Genomic DNA, 16,925 nt, shown 5'->3' on the forward strand with positions numbered 1-16,925 from the left:
TGGCGCCGCATGCTCGAGCGCTACAAGACGCAGCTCGATCCATTGATTTGTCTGAGGGAATCGCTGGGGAGGTCTGCTATGCAACAGCTAACTCAGACATAGCCTTTTGTTTTGTCCGTACCGCATTCTGTCCCCGGCGGCTCTCGCGCGGAGAGCCGCCGGGTGTGGGGGATCAGAGTACCTGGGCGATGGCCTGGGTGACGCTGGCGATGTTGCGCTGGTTCAGGGCAGCGACGCAGATGCGACCGGTAGTGACGGCATAGATGCCGAATTCGTTGCGCAGCCGCTCCACCTGCGCGGCGCTGAGGCCGGAGTAGGAGAACATGCCGCGCTGGCGGGCGACGAAGGCGAAATCGCGCTTGACGCCCTGGGCGGCCAGTTGCTCGACCATGGTCTGGCGCATGCTCTGGATGCGTCCGCGCATCTCGGCCAGCTCGGCTTCCCACAGGGCGCGCAGTTCCGGGCTGTTGAGCACGCTGGAAACCACGCTGGCGCCGTGGGTCGGCGGGTTCGAATAGTTGGTGCGGATCACCCGCTTGACCTGGGACAGCACGCGGGCGGCTTCATCCTTCGAGGCGGTGACGATGGATAGGGCGCCGACGCGCTCGCCATAGAGGGAGAAGGACTTGGAGAAGGAGCTGGAGACGAAGAACTGCAGGCCCGATTCGGCGAACAGGCGCACCGCCTCGGCGTCCTGCTCGATGCCGTCGCCGAAGCCTTGGTAGGCGATGTCGAGGAAGGGCACGTGGTCGCATTCGCGGATCGCTTCCAGTACCTGCTGCCAGTCGTCGCCGGACAGGTCGACGCCGGTCGGGTTGTGGCAGCAGGCATGCAGCAGCACGATGGAGCGGGCCGGCAGGGCCTTGATGTCCTCCAGCATGCCGGCGCGGCTCAGGCCGTGGCTGGCGGCGTCGTAGTAGCGATAGTTCTGCACGCGGAAACCGGCGGACTCGAACAGGGCTCGGTGGTTCTCCCAGCTCGGGTCGCTGATGGCGACCACTGCATCCGGCAGCAGGCGCTTGAGGAAGTCGGCGCCGACCTTCAGTGCGCCGGTGCCGCCCAGGGCCTGGGCGGTGACCACGCGGCCGTCGGTGAGCAGTGCGGAGTCGTTGCCGAACAGCAGTTTCTGCACGGCCTGGTCGTAGGCAACGATGCCGTCGATTGGCAGGTAGCCGTGCGGCGCATGGGCGGCGATACGGGCCTTTTCAGCCTCCTCGACGGCGCGTAGCAGGGGAATTCGGCCCTCTTCGTTGTAGTAGACGCCGACACCGAGGTTGACCTTGGTCGGACGGGTATCGGCATTGAATGCTTCGGTGAGGCCAAGGATCGGGTCACGCGGTGCCATTTCTACGGCAGAGAACAAGCTCATGGTTGAGGTGCTCGAAGAAGAAGAGGGTGGAGGGCCTGGCTACAACAACCCCCACGCAGGCGGACGGGCCGTCGACCGGAAGGGGCGGCGGTGTGCGCAGGGGCATGTAGAATTGGGGCGCTAGTATAGCGGCCATGCCTGCCGCCTGCGATATGCTGTCAAGGGTTTTCTGTCAACCATATGTCGAAGGCGGACCCGCTGGCTGGCGGTCGTGCGGGTCTTGCCAGGCGCATCCCGGCTTCATGTCAGCTCCCCCCAGCGGAACTGTTCGCCAGCATCATCGAGAGAGGTTCCCATGTCCGAATTCCAGCTGGTGACCCGTTTTCAGCCAGCCGGCGACCAACCCGAAGCCATCCGCCAGATGGTCGAGGGGCTGGAGGCTGGGTTGTCGCACCAGACTCTGCTGGGGGTGACCGGCTCCGGCAAGACCTTCAGCATTGCCAATGTGATCGCCCGGGTGCAGCGCCCGGTTCTGGTGCTGGCGCCCAACAAGACCCTGGCGGCGCAGCTCTACGGCGAGTTCAAGAGCTTTTTCCCGAACAATGCGGTGGAGTACTTCGTTTCCTATTACGACTACTACCAGCCGGAAGCCTATGTGCCGTCCTCCGACACCTACATCGAAAAGGACGCCTCGATCAACGACCACATTGAGCAGATGCGCCTGTCGGCGACCAAGGCGCTGCTGGAGCGGGCGGACGCGATTATCGTCGCCACGGTGTCGTCGATCTACGGCCTTGGCGATCCGGCCAGCTACTTGAAAATGGTGCTGCACATCGACCGCGGCGACAAACTCGACCAGCGCGCCCTGCTGCGCCGACTGGCCGACCTGCAGTACACCCGCAACGACATGGACTTCGCTCGCGCCACTTTCCGCGTGCGCGGTGACGTGATCGACATTTATCCGGCCGAATCCGAGCTGGAGGCGATCCGCGTCGAGTTGTTCGACGACGAGGTGGAAAGCCTCTCCGCCTTCGATCCGCTGACCGGCGAGGTGATCCGCAAACTACCGCGCTTCACCTTCTATCCCAAAAGCCACTATGTCACCCCGCGCGAGACGCTCCTGGAGGCGGTGGAGCAGATCAAGGCCGAGCTGAAGGATCGCCTGGAATACTTGCGCGAGCACAGCAAGCTGGTGGAGGCGCAGCGCCTGGAGCAGCGCACCCGCTTCGATTTGGAGATGATCCTCGAGTTGGGCTATTGCAACGGCATCGAGAACTACTCCCGCTACCTCTCCGGCCGCGCCCCGGGGGAGGCGCCGCCGACCCTCTACGACTACCTGCCGGACAATGCGCTGATGGTCATCGACGAATCCCACGTCACGGTTCCGCAGGTCGGCGCCATGTACAAGGGCGACCGCTCGCGCAAGGAAACCCTGGTGGAATACGGCTTCCGCCTGCCATCGGCGCTGGACAACCGGCCGATGCGCTTCGACGAGTGGGAACGGATCAGCCCGCAGACCATCTTCGTCTCGGCGACCCCCGGCCCCTACGAGGCCGAGCACGCCGGGCGGGTGATCGAGCAGGTGGTGCGGCCCACCGGGTTGGTCGACCCCGAGCTGGAGGTGCGCCCGGCACTCACCCAGGTGGACGACCTGCTCTCCGAGATCAACAAGCGCGTCGCCGTCGAGGAGCGGGTGCTGGTCACCACCCTGACCAAGCGCATGGCCGAGGACCTCACCGACTACCTGGCCGACCACGACGTGCGGGTGCGTTACCTGCATTCGGACATCGACACCGTCGAGCGCGTGGAGATCATCCGCGACCTGCGCAGCGGCGCCTTCGACGTGCTGGTAGGCATCAACCTGCTGCGCGAGGGCCTGGACATGCCCGAGGTATCGCTGGTGGCGATCCTCGACGCGGACAAGGAGGGCTTCCTGCGCAGCGAGCGCTCGCTGATCCAGACCATCGGCCGCGCCGCGCGCAACCTCAACGGCAAGGCGATCCTCTATGCCGACCGCATCACCGGCTCGATGCAGCGCGCCATCGGCGAGACCGAACGGCGCCGCGCCAAGCAGATCGCCTTCAACGAAGCTCGTGGCATCGTGCCCCGAGGCGTGAAGAAGGACATCCAGGACATCCTCGAAGGCGCCGTGGTGCCCGGCGCGCGCAGTCGCAAGCGTATCGCCAAGGCGGCGGAGGACAGCGCGCGCTACGAGGCCGAACTGCGTTCGCCGAGCGAGATCAACAAGCGCATCCGCCAGCTGGAGGAGCGGATGTACACGCTGGCCCGCGACCTGGAATTCGAGGCCGCGGCACAGCTGCGCGACGAGATCCAGGCGCTGCGCGAAAGGCTGCTGCAGGTTTGATCCAGAGGACTTGGGACGGTTTCGACGGGAAGGTGAACGAGACGGATGCAACCCACCAGAAATTGCTGGATGACACCGGGCAATGATGGGTTTCACCCGCTCTGCGAGGCTGAGGGCCGGGGTAGTTTCAGGTGGGAGCGGCCTTGGCTGTGATGCTGTCGTGATCTCCGCCTTCGCGGCCAAGGCCGCTCCCACAAAGCCCTGCGCAGACTGGAGCCCCCGGCTTCGCGCCTGCTAACATTCACGCCTTTCATCCTTCTGTTTGTCCCTCTGTCCGGGAGCCTGCATGACCACCGTCCGCACCCGCATTGCGCCGTCGCCAACCGGCGATCCGCACGTCGGCACCGCCTACATCGCCCTGTTCAACCTGTGCTTCGCCCGTCAGTACGGCGGCCAGTTCATCCTGCGTATCGAGGATACCGACCAGCTGCGCTCGACCCGCGAGTCGGAGCAGCAGATCTACGACGCCCTGCGCTGGCTGGGCATCGAATGGGACGAGGGCCCGGACGTCGGCGGCCCCCACGGGCCGTACCGGCAAAGCGAGCGCGCTGCGATCTACAAGAAGTACTCGGACGAGCTGGTCGCCAAGGGCCATGCCTTCCCCTGCTTCTGCAGCGCCGAGCGGTTGGACGAAGTGCGCGCGCAGCAGATGGCCAACAAGGAAACCCCGCGCTACGACGGCCACTGCATGCACGTCGCGCCGCAAGAGGCACAGCGGCGCATCGCTGCCGGCGAATCCCACGTGGTGCGCATGAAGGTGCCGAGCGAAGGCATCTGCACGGTGCCGGACATGCTCCGCGGCGACGTCGAGATCCCTTGGGATCGCATGGACATGCAGGTGCTGATGAAGGCCGACGGCCTGCCCACCTACTTCCTCGCCAACGTGGTCGACGACCACCTGATGGGCATCACCCATGTGCTGCGCGGCGAGGAATGGCTGCCCTCGGCACCCAAGCTGATCAAGCTCTATGAGTACTTCGGCTGGGAGCAGCCCAAGCTCTGCTACATGCCGCTGCTGCGCAATCCGGACAAGAGCAAGCTGTCCAAGCGCAAGAACCCCACCTCGATCACCTTCTACCAGCGCATGGGCTTTCTGCCCGAGGCGATGCTCAACTACCTGGGCCGCATGGGCTGGTCGATGCCCGACGAGCGCGAGAAGTTCACCCTGGCGGAGATGATCGAGCACTTCGACATCCAGCGCGTGTCCCTCGGCGGGCCGATCTTCGACATGGAGAAGCTCTCCTGGCTGAACGGCCAGTGGCTGCGCGAGCTGTCCGTCGAGGCCTTCGCCGCCGAAGTGCGGCAGTGGGCGTTCAACCCCGAATACCTGATGCAGATCGCTCCGCATGTGCAGGGCCGGGTGGAGACCTTCAGCCAGATCGCGCCGCTGGCCGGCTTCTTCTTCGCCGGCGGCGTGCCGCTGGACGCCAGGTTGTTCGAGCACAAGAAACTGTCGCCGGAGCAGGTCCGCCAGCTGCTGCAACTGATCCTCTGGAAGCTGGAAGCCCTGCGCCAGTGGAACAAGGACAACATCACCGCGATCATTCAGAAGGTCAGCGAGCGCCTCGGCTACAAGCTGCGCGATGCCATGCCGCTGATCTTTCCGGCGATCACCGGCCAGGCCAGCTCGGTGTCGGTGCTGGACGCCATGGAAATCCTCGGCGCCGACCTGACCCGCTTCCGCCTGCGCCAGGCCATCGAGCTGCTCGGCGGGGTATCGAAGAAGGAGAGCAAGGAGTGGGAGAAGTTGCTGGCCGAGATCCTTTGAAGGCTCCGAGCTCCTTTCCCGCATGCGAGAGAGGAGCAGGGTGAGGGACGTGCGAGTCCCCACTCAGCCCCCGGGCTACGCGCCCGTGGTCCACGTGCCCCGGTCTTTCCTGCGGGAGAGGCCGGGGCTTTTATTTACTGTTTCGCGGAAGTGATTCGGACATGCCGAGCATGTCCTCGACTCCCAGTGCAGCTGCCAGAGGGGGAACTTCTCCAGTCACTGACCGCCGAAAAAAGGACTTATGCCTTTTTTCACCTTCTACTCGATTGCCTTATCTCGGAGGATTCCGCGCGATGAATTGGCAAGAGCTGAAGTGGCAAGCACTGCTGAACGATACGCTCTGGATAAAACCGGCCCTGTTGCTGGCCGTGTCCTTCGTCAGTTACTGGGTCCTGCGCAGCATCCTCGGCATCGTAACCCGGCGTCTGCGGGCCCTGGCTCCACACGGGCGGGCCTACGGCTTTGCTGCCGAGATGCTTGCTCACACCAGCCGTCTGTTGATCTTCGCCTTCGCACTGCTGATCGGTCTGAAGGTCGTGGAATTGTCGCCGCGCTGGGAGGACATGCTTTCCCATGGCTGGTTCATCGCCCTGGCCTTCCAGCTGGCGCTCTGGCTCGACATCGTGGTGCGCCTGTGGGTGGTCAGCCTGACTCACAACGGCAAGGCGCGCAATCCGGTGACCACCGCCATCCTCGGCATCATGCTGCGGGCCCTGGTATGGACCATGATGCTGCTCTCGATCCTGGCCAATCTCGGCGTGAACATCACCGCCATGGTCGCCAGTCTGGGTATCGGCGGTATCGCCATCGCCTTGGCGGTGCAGACATTGCTCAGCGATATCTTCGCCTCACTCTCGATCGGCATCGACAAACCCTTCGAAACTGGCGACTTCGTGGTGTTCGGTGACGTGGCTGGCACCATCGAGCATATCGGCATGAAGACCACCCGCATCCGCAGCCTGAGCGGCGAGCAGATCGTCTGTGCCAACTCCGATCTGTTGACCAAGGCCCTGCACAACTACAAGCGCATGGATACCCGGCGGATCGTGTTCAAGTTCGGCATCGCCTACAACACACCGGTGGAGAAGGTTCGTGAAGTCGCGGTGCTGGTCCGGCGGATCATCCAGGGTGTCGAAGGCACCCGTTTCGACCGGGCCCATTTCCTGTCCTTCGATGAGAGCCAGCTGACCTTCGAGGTGGTCTACATTGTGCTCAGTGCGGATTACAACAGGTATATGGATGTCCAGCAGGAGATCAACCTGGGCCTGCTGCAAGGAATGCGCGAGCTGCATGTGCAGTTCGCTTTCCCCACGCGCAGTGTCGAATTCGTGGGAGGGGTCCTGCCGCAGATCACCGTGGGCGGCATACCTGCAGCCAACAACGGCGTTGCCAAGGGGGACGGTAGAGGGCAGCAGCAATGATTCCGCTGCCCTTTGGTACTCGAGTTGACCGTGGCGCCGCCTTATCGGCGCCACGGGATAAGCCGCTGTGAGGTGGACGGTTACTCCTGAACGCTCATGTACTCGCGGGCCCAGACGCGATACTCATCGAGAGTCGAGTATTTTGTGCAGAGTTCCTTCGCCCCCATGTTGGAGGGGCTGACTCCGCGCTGTTCGCGCAGGCTGTCGTAGGTGGCCTTGATCGCGGCGAAGTAGGCGGCATGCCCGTTCACCATGATGCGCACGCCGTTCTCGGCCAGACGCTGCATGTCGCGCAGCTTCGGGTTGCCGTAATTGATCAGCATCAACGGGCTGTCCAGATGCTTGGAGACGGCTTCCAGGTGCTCGAAGTCCCTGATACCCATCATGCAGATGCCGTCCACGCCGGTGGCCTGGTAGGCCTTGGCCCGTTCGATGAGCTCCTCGATGCCGAGCTGCTCGGCGTTGGTGCGGGCAATGATGCTCAGCTGCGGATCGATGCGTGCCTCCAGGGCCGCGCGGAGCTTGCCGATGGCTTCGTCCAAGGGGATCAGGTCGGTGGTCTTGTGCCCGTACTTGGGCGGCAGCAGGGTATCCTCCAGGGTCAGCGCGGCGACGCCGGCACGCTCCAGTTCGGCCACGGTGCGCATGGCGTTGATCGCGTTGCCGTAGCCGTGGTCGGCATCGGCGATGATCGGCAGGCTGGCTACGCGACCGATGCGGGTGGCCTGCTCGACGAACTCGCTGAGGGTGATCAAGGCATAGTCGGGGGCGGCGAGAACCTGCAGGGCGGCGACCGAGCCGCCGAGGATGCCGACCTCGAACTTCAGGTCGCCGGCGATGCGCGCCGACATCGGATCGAACACCGACGCGGCGTCATAGCAGGCCCTGGATTCCAGCAGCGCGCGGAACTGTCGTCTCAAGTTATGCTGAGATGCGATGGTCATAGAAAAAAACTCCTGAAAGGCGGTATGGGGTAGTCGTTTTTTTTCTGAATGGCTCTGGTCTGCCCTTGGCGATCAGCCAGGGGTGCCGAGCCTTTTTGGTTTTAAATGTCGCAGCGGGTGCGCAAGGGGCCATCCGAAACCAGTGTTTCGGATGGCCTGGGACATGCCGTGCCGTGGCCGGCGTGCCTAATTGTTGTTCTTCTGCCTGGCGGATTTGCTCCGCTCGGGCAGGCCCCGTGGTACTCCGCCACCACTTGGATGAGGGGGTAGGGGGTTTGGTTAAAGTACAGCGTGTATCGGTTTAAGACGAGCCTTTTCAGCTATATTGGTAGCTTTTTGCCTTCAATGTTCCCGCGTGCGGGAGCGGATCACTCCGCCTCGCCGCGGCGCAGCTTGGCGAATTCTGCTTCGCCGGCTCCGGTTGAGGCAGCGGCCCGGTGCAGTTCCGCCGGGCGGACGAAGCGGATCGGCGCCGAGCCGTCGGCGTTGTGCTGGAGGATCGCGCTGGGCCGGCCCAGCTCATCGAGCAGCACCTGGCCGATGCCGGCGCCGTTCCATAGGCGCTCGCCGCGCCGGCCGCGGTGGGGAATGCGCGGCACCACCTCCATCCGGCGCCGCTTGGTCAGCCAGTTGAGCGGCGACCAGGGCGCGTAGAGCCAGCGGTTGAGGCGGTCGAAGCACTCCAGCAGGCTGGCGGGGAACTCGTTCTTGATGCCGCTGCTGGTGACCTGCCAGATCCGCGGCCCCCCTGCGCGGTGGCGGATCTGCACATCGTAGGCGAAGGAATAATGTACATCGCCGGAGAGGATCACGTAGTTGGCGGGTGTGCGCGAGTGGCGGAAGATGTTGAGGATCACCTGTGCCGCGCCGCGGTGGGCCATCCAGTTCTCCGCATCGACCAGCAGCGGCTGGCCGGCCAGAGTGAACAGGCGCTGGACGGCTTCGATCAACTTGACGCCGAAGATCGGCGCCGGCGAGACGATCACCGCGGCCTGCTCGTCGAGCAGCTCCTGCTGCAGCTCGCTCAGGGCCTCCCAGTGCATCAGTCCGGAAGGGCGGCTCAGGTGGGTTTCGCTGCGCCAGCGGCGGGTGCGGGTATCCAGCACGATCAGGCTGGGTGTGGTCGGCAGCTGATAATGCCAATTCTGGAATTTCAGCAAGTCGTCGATCAACTGATCCTGGGCACGGCAGTCGAGGCGGTCGCCGGCGTCCGTGACGAGCGCCTCGATCTGTTGCAGCACCTCGCCAAAGGCATCCGGATTATTGCCCCAGCCCTGACACAGGGCATAGGCGATCAGCGCGTTGCCGATGATGCGCCGGGAGAAGGGATGGCCGTAGGCGGTTTCCTCCCAGCGTGCGGACAGGTTCCAGTCGTCGGTGACGTCATGGTCGTCGAAGATCATCAGGCACGGCAGATGGGCCAGAGTGCGGGCGGCCTGCGGTAGCTGGGCACAGAAGGTGTCGAGGGTCGACTGTTCGCTCGCGTAGCGTTCGGTGAGGGTAGCTTCCAGCGCTGGTCGCTCGGGGCGGATCAGCGTCCAGGGGACGGGCGACCAGACCAGCAGGTACATCGCCAGCACTTCGCTGAGAGTAACCAGGTGGTTGTGGGCATTGGCAGTGGTGAAGATCGGCTTTTCCACACCGCCGAAGAAACGCTCGCGCAGGGCCTCGCTGGACTTGAAGGCGGGCAGCAGGTCTTCGCGCCGGTAGTAGGTCAACGGGTGGGCGTAGAGCGCGTCGCTGTCGGCGACCAGCGCGCCCTCGAGCAATTCGCCGTAGAGACCGAGGCGGCGGATCAGCGCATGAATGGCCACCAGCATGGGGCCGGCCACATCGTCCGCGTAAACCTGATCGCCGCTCAGCATCAGCAACGCCGGGCGCGCCTGCGGCCGCTCGCGCAGCCCGGCGAGCAGGGCGTCGGCCTTGGCCAGGCCGTCCGCGCAAGGGAAGTGTGGCTTGCGGCAGGAGCCGTGCAGCAGGTTGTCGAGACGCGACTTGAGCAGAAAGTCCGGTCGCTCTGCCCCTTCGTGCAGCAGGTGTGGCGCCCAGTCAGCGATCCCGGCCTGCCGGCCGTCCTCTTCCAGCAGCAGGTCGTACTCGATCGGGGTGTCCGTGGGCAGCGGAGCGTCCAGCGGCACGTCGAGCAGATGCAGCCAGGCATGGATGCCGATGCGCAGGCGGCGGCAACGCGACGTGTCGAGTTCGAGGAGGCGTTGCTGTGGGCCATGCGGCCCGGCGAAGACCAACTGCAGCGACAGTTGCAGGGGGCGCGAACCGACCAGCCAGAGGACCAGGCGCTCTGGGCTCAGCCGGCGCAGCAGCGGGCCGGCGAGGACCGGGGGCAGGGTGGAGGTATCGAGCGGGAGCGGAAGGTCTGTTGGCATGTCTGAAGTATGTCGATCCATGCAGTAGGGGGCGCTCCTTCGCTCCCGTGCGTGCGGTTCATGGTCGGTGCTACGCCGGGGCGCAGGTGGCGAAGCCGGGCATTATGACACCCGCCCGCCCTTTGACGGCAGCCCCTTGCTGGGGCCTAATGCGCTCTCGCCGCCGGAGTCCGCCCGCCATGTCCCACGCTTCTGTCGCCAGCCTTCGTCCCAGCGTCCTGCATCTGCCGCGCGGCGCCTGGCGCACCGTACTGGACTGCCTCTGCGCGCACTTTCCGGCGATCGGCCGGGACGTCTGGCTGGGGCGCATGGCCCGCGGACGGGTGCTGGATGGCGAGGGCCGCACTATAGGTCCCGAGCATCCCTACCGCGAGGCGCTGCGCGTCCACTATTTCCGCGAGGTGGCGGCGGAAACGCCGATCCCTTTCGCCGAAGGCGTGCTGCACGCGGACGAGCACCTGTTGGTGGCGGACAAGCCGCATTTCCTGCCGGTCGCTCCGGTAGGCGAGTACGTCGAGCAGACCCTGCTGGCGCGGCTGGTGCGCCGCCTCGGCAACCCCGATCTGGTGCCGCTGCACCGCATCGACCGGCTCACCGCCGGGCTGGTGCTGTTCTCCTGCAACCCGGCGAGCCGCGGGCGCTATCAGGCACTGTTCCGCGAGCGGCAGATCCGCAAGGTCTATGCAGCCATCGCCCCGGCGCTGCCCGCAGCGAGTTTCCCGCTGCTGCGCCGGACCCGGCTGGTCAAGGGGGAGCCTTTCTTCCTCATGCGCGAGTCCGAGGGCGAGCCGAACAGCGAGACTCGCGTCGAGCTCGGAGAATGTCTGGGGGAGTTGCGGCGCTACGTGCTCCATCCGGTCACCGGCAAGACCCACCAGTTGCGCGTGCACATGGCCGCGCTGGGCGCGGGGATCTGTAACGATCCGCTCTATCCGCGCCTGCTCGAGCGCTCACGGCGGGAGATCGACGACTACCGCCGGCCGTTGCAGCTGCTGGCGCAGAGCCTGAGCTTCGTCGATCCTCTGAGTGGGCAGGAAAGGCGCTTCGACAGCCATCTCGAGCTGAATCCCGGAGTCTGCCACTGAGCCCGTCCGGGGCAGGAAAGACGCTCAGTTGGCCTTGATCTGGATGGTCTTCTCTTCGGCGAGCGCTTCCGGTTTCTTCGGCAGACTCAGGGTCAGCACGCCCTTGTTGAAGTTCGCCTCGATGCGCTCGGCATCTACTTCCGCGGGCAGGGCGAAGCTGCGCTGGAAGGCGCCGTAGTAGCGCTCGGCGATGTAGGAGTCCTTCTTCTTGTCCTCGTGCTCCTCCTTCTTCTCCCCCTTGATGGTCAGGCAGCCGCTGGACAGCTTGATCTCGATGTCCTCCTCGTCCATGCCGGGCAGCTCGGCGGAAATCTCGTAGGCCGTGCCCTTGTCGTTGATGTCCACCGCCGGCATGCCTTGGTTGAACAGTTCCCGCGTCCACTGCGGTGCGCTGTCGAACAGGTTGCGGCTGAAGGGGGGGTGCAGGGCCTTGCGGCTGAAGTCGGAGAACAGATGATCGACCTGTCGGCGCAGACGATCCAGCGGGTGCCAGTTTTCCAGTGGGTTCCTGCTGTCCTGCTCGCGGCCTGTGGGAACCTGTTTTTCGGTGTTGACCATTGCGAATCCCTCCTGATTGACGATTGTCCGAGGCGGACAGGCCAAAGCTTAGGCCAGTTCCCCTGAGACGCTCGCAATGTGCGGCGGGAATCTCCTGACCCGCCGCGGGGACTTGCCGGGCGCCGCTACAGGTGCGGATTCATGACGCCGATCAGCAGGCTGATGGTGAAGAAGGATATTACCGTGGTGAACAGCAGGGCGGCGGCGCAGCGGCCCTCGACGCCGAAGCGCTGACCGAAGATCGGGTAGATGCTCATCATGGGCGAGCTGGCGAACATCACGCCGGCTACCATCAGGACCGGGTCCACGTCCGGCAGCAGCGAGAAGAGCAGAAAGACCGCCAGCGGGTGCAGGATCAGCTTGCCCACGGCGATCATCCGCAGTTCGGCGAACAGGCCGTTCAGCTTCAGGCCGTAGAGGGAGCCGCCGATGACGAACAGGGCCACCGGCGCTGAGGCCGAAGCGAGCATTTCTACCACCTTCCCCGGAATCGCCGGCAGGCGCGCCTCCAGCAGGGATAGCAGCAGGCCGCTGAGCATGGCGATGATCAGCGGGGTTTTGGCCAGGCGCTTGGCTGTCTCGCGCAGCACCTTGGCGGTGGAGCCCTGCTGCCGGCCTGCTTCGGCGAGGATCAGGCTGAGGGGGATGATCAGCAGGTTCTCCACGAGCATGTTCAGCGCCAGGCCGATGGCCGCCGCCGGCCCGAGCAGCATGGCGACGATGGGGTAGCCGACGAAGCCGCTGTTGGAGACGGCCATGCCCAGCGCGGTGATGGCGCCGGTGTCCAGAGGCTCCCGGCGCACCTTGAGGGCGAACAGCAGGCCGAACAGGTAGATCGCCAGGGAGCCGCCGCAGTAGGCCAGCAGATATTGCCAGTTCATCACCTCCTGGAAGGGGTTGTTCGACAAGGCCTTGAGCACCAGTGCCGGCAGGGCGAAGGTGATGACGAAGCTGCCCAGGCCACGGATCTGCTCGCGGCTGATCAGGTTGAAGCGGACGGCAAAGAAGCCGAGCCCGATCAAGATAAAGATGGGCGTGGTGATGGACAGGATCTGCAGCACGGCGGACTACCTTGGTGGGGTGGGCGAGGGGGAGAGAATTCGGGGGGCGCTCGCAGATTGTACGGGCCGTTTCAACCCGTCGTGCCACGCGGGGCATGCTTAGCGTGCGTTTAGCGAACACATATGGCGGCTCGCCATGAGGTCCGACGGCATCGAGTGGTTGACGGATATCCTGTCTCATCGGCGCGCTGCTCGCGCCCGGCAAGCAGCGTCGGCTTTCCAGGGCGGGCACCATGTCTCGCCCCTTTATAACTCAGGCTGCCATGCGCCGTCGCGCTTGGCGAAACGACAGCCTTTCCGGAGCTGAAAAGGCCGAGACGTTAGCCCAGGTGGGTCAATTTTTCTTCGCTGGGGTGGGTCAGTTTTACAGCGGCGCTAACAGAGGGATTTCTTGCTCACGGAGGGCGCAGTCGTTGCGGGTTAAGGTGCACGTTCTGTGCGAGCATCACCTGCAGCGAACACCCTGCCGCCGTTGGAGAAGGCGAACCAGCGTGGTGCCTTTCGCGCCAACACCAGACCAGCGGAAAGCGCGATCGCCACGGTGACGAAGACACTGGCGAGATAGTGCGCCATCATCCAGCCGTCCGTCGGGGCCGGGATCAGGCGCCACAGCAGGATCTTCACCTCGGCGATGAGGGGAAAGTGCATGGCATGCAGGAAAAAGGCCAAGCCACCGTAACGCGCAACGACGGCACCCACAGGGGTCGCCGCAAGTTGCAGGACGATCCCCCAGCACGCCAGCACGCCGATCAGGCGCATGGCGCGGGTCGTCACTGTCAGCCACTCGGGACGATGATCGTCCCAGGCCAGGAGCAGGGGGGCTGCGGCTCGAAGCGCGACGAGAACGACGTATGTCATCAACAATATCAGCGCAGCGCGTTGCCCCATTTCCAGCGACACACCGCGCATTCGGAACCAACCACCAAGATAAAAGAAGAACACGACGTCGGTGCGGAAGAAGATTATCAGATTACTGTCGGCGATCCACGCCAGCCCCAGTATCGCCAAGCCCAGGTAAGGTGCATGGCGCAGCGACAGCCACAGGGCCGGGCTGACCAGAGCGGTCATGAACAGGTCACGAACGAACCAGAACTGGAATCCCACGGGGTGTCGGGTGAGGCCGAATATGGCGTTGAGGTAGTCGAACCAGCCGGCATGCTCAAAGCGGATATTAAGACCGTCAAGGAGTGGGGCATTTGAACGCAAGGTGAACAGGGACAGCAGAATCACCAGGAATGCGGCGTTCCAGAACACCAGGGGGAGATACAGGGAAGTCAGGCGGCGGCGGATACGACGCAGCAGTTCGACGCGGGCGGCGTGCGGAACCTCGGCGAAGGAAAAGAACAACCAGCCGGAGATCAGGCTGAGCAAGGGAACCGCACTGAAAAAGAAGAACAGGACGAAGCTGTTGACGAACGTCGCAAGCGGATGATGCGTGACGTCCATGCCATGAAACGGCGAAACACGCGCGTTCGGGTACTCCAGATAATGCAGGAACACCAATCCGATGATCAGCGTGATGCGGGCAAATCCGATGGCTTGCGATAAGTCCTGATCGGTCAGCGGACGTGCGTCGCGGCGCAGCCATCTCGCAAAGCCATCGCCGAATTTCACTGCCTGGAGTTTCACCGGTGCGTGTTCTCCATGGTTAATGGTCAAGGGCGCGTTATTTTGGGATGGATATTAATTCGGTTACCGTGAAGTCATGATGTTATCGCTCAGATCGCACAATCTCGTGGCTGTCGGCATTCCTTGGACCTTGGACCTTGGACCAAGGTCCATCCAAGGCGATAGCCTGCGGTAAGCATGATTGCGTGCCGGCAACATAATTGGTACTACAGTTGACATCCAAGGTTGGCATGAGCCTGTCGGGCTTTGGCCTGGATGAGCCCTTCACCAGAGTGACCAGGTGTTAATGTGGGCAGGGTCTATCTGTCGCTGCGCAAGCCTGCTGGTGATGCATTGGATTTCCTGAACAGACCAGCGGATCAGAGCGGCTGAACAAGGCCCACCAACCGCCAAGCTGTTTTTGGGGGAGCCATGGCATTGGCACGATGCCGAGGCGATCTGCGAGGCGGCCAGTCGTCCGTCCATGCGTTTCGTGACGGTGAAGACCGCCGAGCAGCAGACGTTGTCTACCCTGCATCGCCTCCGGGAGGCTTTGATTGGCAACCGCACCGCGGCCATCAATGTCAGTGACGGATGACAGTAAACGGCACAAGGCCCGGCTCAGAACCTGCCAACGAAACAGCCTTCGAGTTGCAGGGCTTTTCAGGACAGTCTGGAGCGGCTACTCATCGAGGGCTGAGCGGGCCAATGAATCCACGCTCACCAGGAGCCTGGATTCATTGGCGCAAGCATGTTTTACCGATTTCAGCCTGATGTTGCAGGAGGCGGGCTGACCATACATTCTGTTTTGGGCTATTGATTACTTGCCGCTTTTGGTCTTGATCGCCTCTTGGCCAAAGGCACTCCGCCTGAAACAACCTGCCCTGTGTGCCTCTTCTGTATGGCTCTGGCTTTTTCTTTCCAATAGGCATCGCTTTTGGGCTTGAACCGGCGGGGCTTTAACGCTATGCGGATCGCTACCACCGCAGCTGCTATAGCAGCAATCACTGAGGCGTTAATCCAAAGAGTATCCATGAGGTGTCCTTGGCAAAATTGGCTGGAGGGGTTATTTGGGCTTGATTTCTTTCGATGAGTGGGCCGCAGTCAGCTTTGCATCCAATATTTTTTGAGCTTTCTGAAGGGCGCTCTGTAGCTCATCAAGATCTACAGCAGCTGTAAGGCCGGCCTGCAGCACGGCGTTAAGCTCGACCATCAGCGCGTCCTGGGTGGCCTTGGCGTCGACAATAACCGCGCGGGCGAAGGTCTCCTGTAGTCGAGCGATGATTTCGGCTGTAGTTGATCGATTATTCCTTTTAGCGGCCTCCATGAGTTTGACTTTCAGTTCTTCCGGAAGGCGGAGATTGAATTGCGGGTCTGTGTGGCTCATGAGGGGCCTCAATCTGGATAGCGTTCGCCGGGTCATTCCTTGGGGTTGGCCGCCTGCTTGTGCAGCAGTTCTTCGTCCATGGCCTTCCCGTTCAGTATGGCAATGCTTTCGAGGGAGTGAAGAGCCGGGCCGGTTTACGGCTCAGGCTCTGGAGGCGGCGGGGAGCCTCTTGTGGACATCCTCGATGTTCCATGAAGGGTTTGGCAAGTTCGTGGTTGAAGTGAGGAACAAGGACGGCGACAACGCCCCGTTCATCTTGCGTCGAGCCGGAATGGATGGGAAGCTGAGAAATATCGTCATTTCAATAAACACTTGATTTCAATTTGAAAGAACACGCCTCGGCGGTCAGCGTCCAGCGCAGACGCCTTGTATTTTACGCATCAGGACGTAGCGGCAGGAATTCATCGATCCGGTTGTGGGCCAGGTGGGCAGTTTCTCCAGCGTAGCCTTCAGCCAGGCGGCCGGATCCAGGCCATTGAGCTTCGCCGTGATCAGCAAGCTGTAGATCACCACCGCCTGCCGGCCGCCGCGCTCGGTGCCGGCGAACAACCGGATGCTATGATCGTTCCCGGCACCGACCATCATCCGGCTTCTTCACAAGCTCGCCCAGAAGCATGGCCCTATCGAGTGTTTGACATCCTCCCCTCCCTCTCGCTGACGCTCGCCGCCCGAAGGGCGGATAAGGAAGGGGACTCCTGCCGTGTTCAGCCCACCAGGGCCGACTCACCTCGGTGGATTCCTCGGCTTTGGCCTCCTGCGTCGCTCTACCTCCTGCATCCATGCAGTCGTGCTGCTGGCGGCATTACCGCACCGCTCACTGCACCGGCGAACCGGGCGTGTCCCGCCCTTGGAACATGGATCGCGCCGACCCCATCGGCGTTTTCCTCGAAACCCCATTCCACACACTCGAACCGGGCTTGCGTCTGCCGGTTGTCTGCCGACACCTGGCCGCAACACGGGCAGGTGCGGCTCGTGTTCTGCGGCGGCAGCGCAACGAGCCACCCGGCCCGCCACGCCAGGTTGTAGTCCAACTGG

General features: G+C 63.4%; 13 protein-coding genes and 2 pseudogenes. 6 read left to right on the forward strand and 9 right to left on the reverse strand.

Annotation, left to right across the window (positions count from 1 at the left end; genetic code table 11):
- Positions 1-102, forward strand: a pseudogene (locus ACYVD0_RS05515) (IS1595 family transposase); the annotation flags it as partial.
- 70 nt (positions 103-172) lie between these two features.
- Here ACYVD0_RS05515 and ACYVD0_RS05520 read toward each other — a convergent pair.
- Positions 173-1,369 carry an amino acid aminotransferase gene (locus tag ACYVD0_RS05520; RefSeq protein WP_460425877.1) on the reverse strand — a complete coding sequence of 399 codons (1,197 nt, stop codon included), beginning with the start codon at positions 1,367-1,369 and terminating at the stop codon, positions 173-175.
- Between the two features lie 295 nt (positions 1,370-1,664).
- Between ACYVD0_RS05520 and uvrB the strand changes: the two genes are divergently transcribed.
- The 3 genes from uvrB (at position 1,665) to ACYVD0_RS05535 (ending at position 6,863) form a co-directional block, all read left to right on the forward strand.
- Positions 1,665-3,674 carry an excinuclease ABC subunit UvrB gene (gene uvrB, locus ACYVD0_RS05525; RefSeq protein WP_460425878.1) on the forward strand — a complete coding sequence of 670 codons (2,010 nt, stop codon included), beginning with the start codon at positions 1,665-1,667 and terminating at the stop codon, positions 3,672-3,674.
- A 286-nt stretch (positions 3,675-3,960) separates the two neighbouring features.
- Positions 3,961-5,442: a glutamate--tRNA ligase gene (gene gltX / locus ACYVD0_RS05530; RefSeq protein ID WP_460425879.1), complete on the forward strand. Its 1,482-nt coding sequence runs from the start codon at positions 3,961-3,963 to the stop codon at positions 5,440-5,442.
- A gap of 308 nt (positions 5,443-5,750) precedes the next feature.
- A complete protein-coding gene (locus tag ACYVD0_RS05535; RefSeq protein ID WP_460425946.1) occupies positions 5,751-6,863 on the forward strand; it encodes a mechanosensitive ion channel family protein in 1,113 nt (370 codons plus the stop codon).
- Positions 6,864-6,943: 80 nt separating this feature from the next.
- Here the strand turns inward: ACYVD0_RS05535 and ACYVD0_RS05540 are convergent, their stop codons facing one another.
- Together ACYVD0_RS05540 and ACYVD0_RS05545 are read right to left on the reverse strand one after the other, a co-directional pair.
- Positions 6,944-7,807, reverse strand: a complete 864-nt coding sequence (locus ACYVD0_RS05540) for an isocitrate lyase/PEP mutase family protein (RefSeq protein ID WP_460425880.1) — start codon at positions 7,805-7,807, stop codon at positions 6,944-6,946.
- A gap of 368 nt (positions 7,808-8,175) precedes the next feature.
- Complete coding sequence (locus ACYVD0_RS05545; RefSeq protein WP_460425881.1) at positions 8,176-10,191, reverse strand: alkaline phosphatase D family protein; 2,016 nt, start codon at positions 10,189-10,191, stop codon at positions 8,176-8,178.
- A gap of 179 nt (positions 10,192-10,370) precedes the next feature.
- On the opposite strand from ACYVD0_RS05545, the gene ACYVD0_RS05550 reads away from it, so the two are divergent.
- Entirely contained in the window at positions 10,371-11,276 is a 906-nt protein-coding gene (locus tag ACYVD0_RS05550; RefSeq protein WP_460425882.1) for a pseudouridine synthase family protein, read from the forward strand.
- 24 nt (positions 11,277-11,300) lie between these two features.
- Here ACYVD0_RS05550 and ACYVD0_RS05555 read toward each other — a convergent pair whose 3' ends face one another.
- The 3 genes from ACYVD0_RS05555 to ACYVD0_RS05565 form a co-directional block, all read right to left on the reverse strand.
- Complete coding sequence (locus ACYVD0_RS05555) at positions 11,301-11,834, reverse strand: Hsp20/alpha crystallin family protein (RefSeq protein WP_460425883.1); 534 nt, start codon at positions 11,832-11,834, stop codon at positions 11,301-11,303.
- Positions 11,835-11,959: 125 nt separating this feature from the next.
- Positions 11,960-12,895: an AEC family transporter gene (locus ACYVD0_RS05560; protein ID WP_460425884.1), complete on the reverse strand. Its 936-nt coding sequence runs from the start codon at positions 12,893-12,895 to the stop codon at positions 11,960-11,962.
- Positions 12,896-13,315: 420 nt separating this feature from the next.
- A complete protein-coding gene (locus ACYVD0_RS05565) occupies positions 13,316-14,524 on the reverse strand; it encodes an acyltransferase family protein (RefSeq protein ID WP_460425885.1) in 1,209 nt (402 codons plus the stop codon).
- 424 nt (positions 14,525-14,948) lie between these two features.
- Here ACYVD0_RS05565 and ACYVD0_RS05570 point away from each other — a divergent pair.
- A pseudogene (locus tag ACYVD0_RS05570) lies at positions 14,949-15,086 on the forward strand (IS110 family transposase); the annotation flags it as partial.
- Positions 15,087-15,569: 483 nt separating this feature from the next.
- Here ACYVD0_RS05570 and ACYVD0_RS05575 read toward each other — a convergent pair.
- From ACYVD0_RS05575 to ACYVD0_RS05585, 3 genes are all read right to left on the reverse strand, one after another.
- Complete coding sequence (locus tag ACYVD0_RS05575; protein ID WP_460425886.1) at positions 15,570-15,890, reverse strand: Arc family DNA-binding protein; 321 nt, start codon at positions 15,888-15,890, stop codon at positions 15,570-15,572.
- 345 nt (positions 15,891-16,235) lie between these two features.
- Positions 16,236-16,475 (reverse strand): transposase domain-containing protein, encoded by a 240-nt coding sequence (locus ACYVD0_RS05580; RefSeq protein WP_460425887.1) that lies wholly within the window; start codon positions 16,473-16,475, stop codon positions 16,236-16,238.
- Between the two features lie 179 nt (positions 16,476-16,654).
- A partial coding sequence (locus tag ACYVD0_RS05585) for a zinc ribbon domain-containing protein (RefSeq protein ID WP_460425888.1) occupies positions 16,655-16,925 on the reverse strand: 271 nt, incomplete at its 5' end.

The organism is Azotobacter armeniacus (assembly GCF_054779355.1).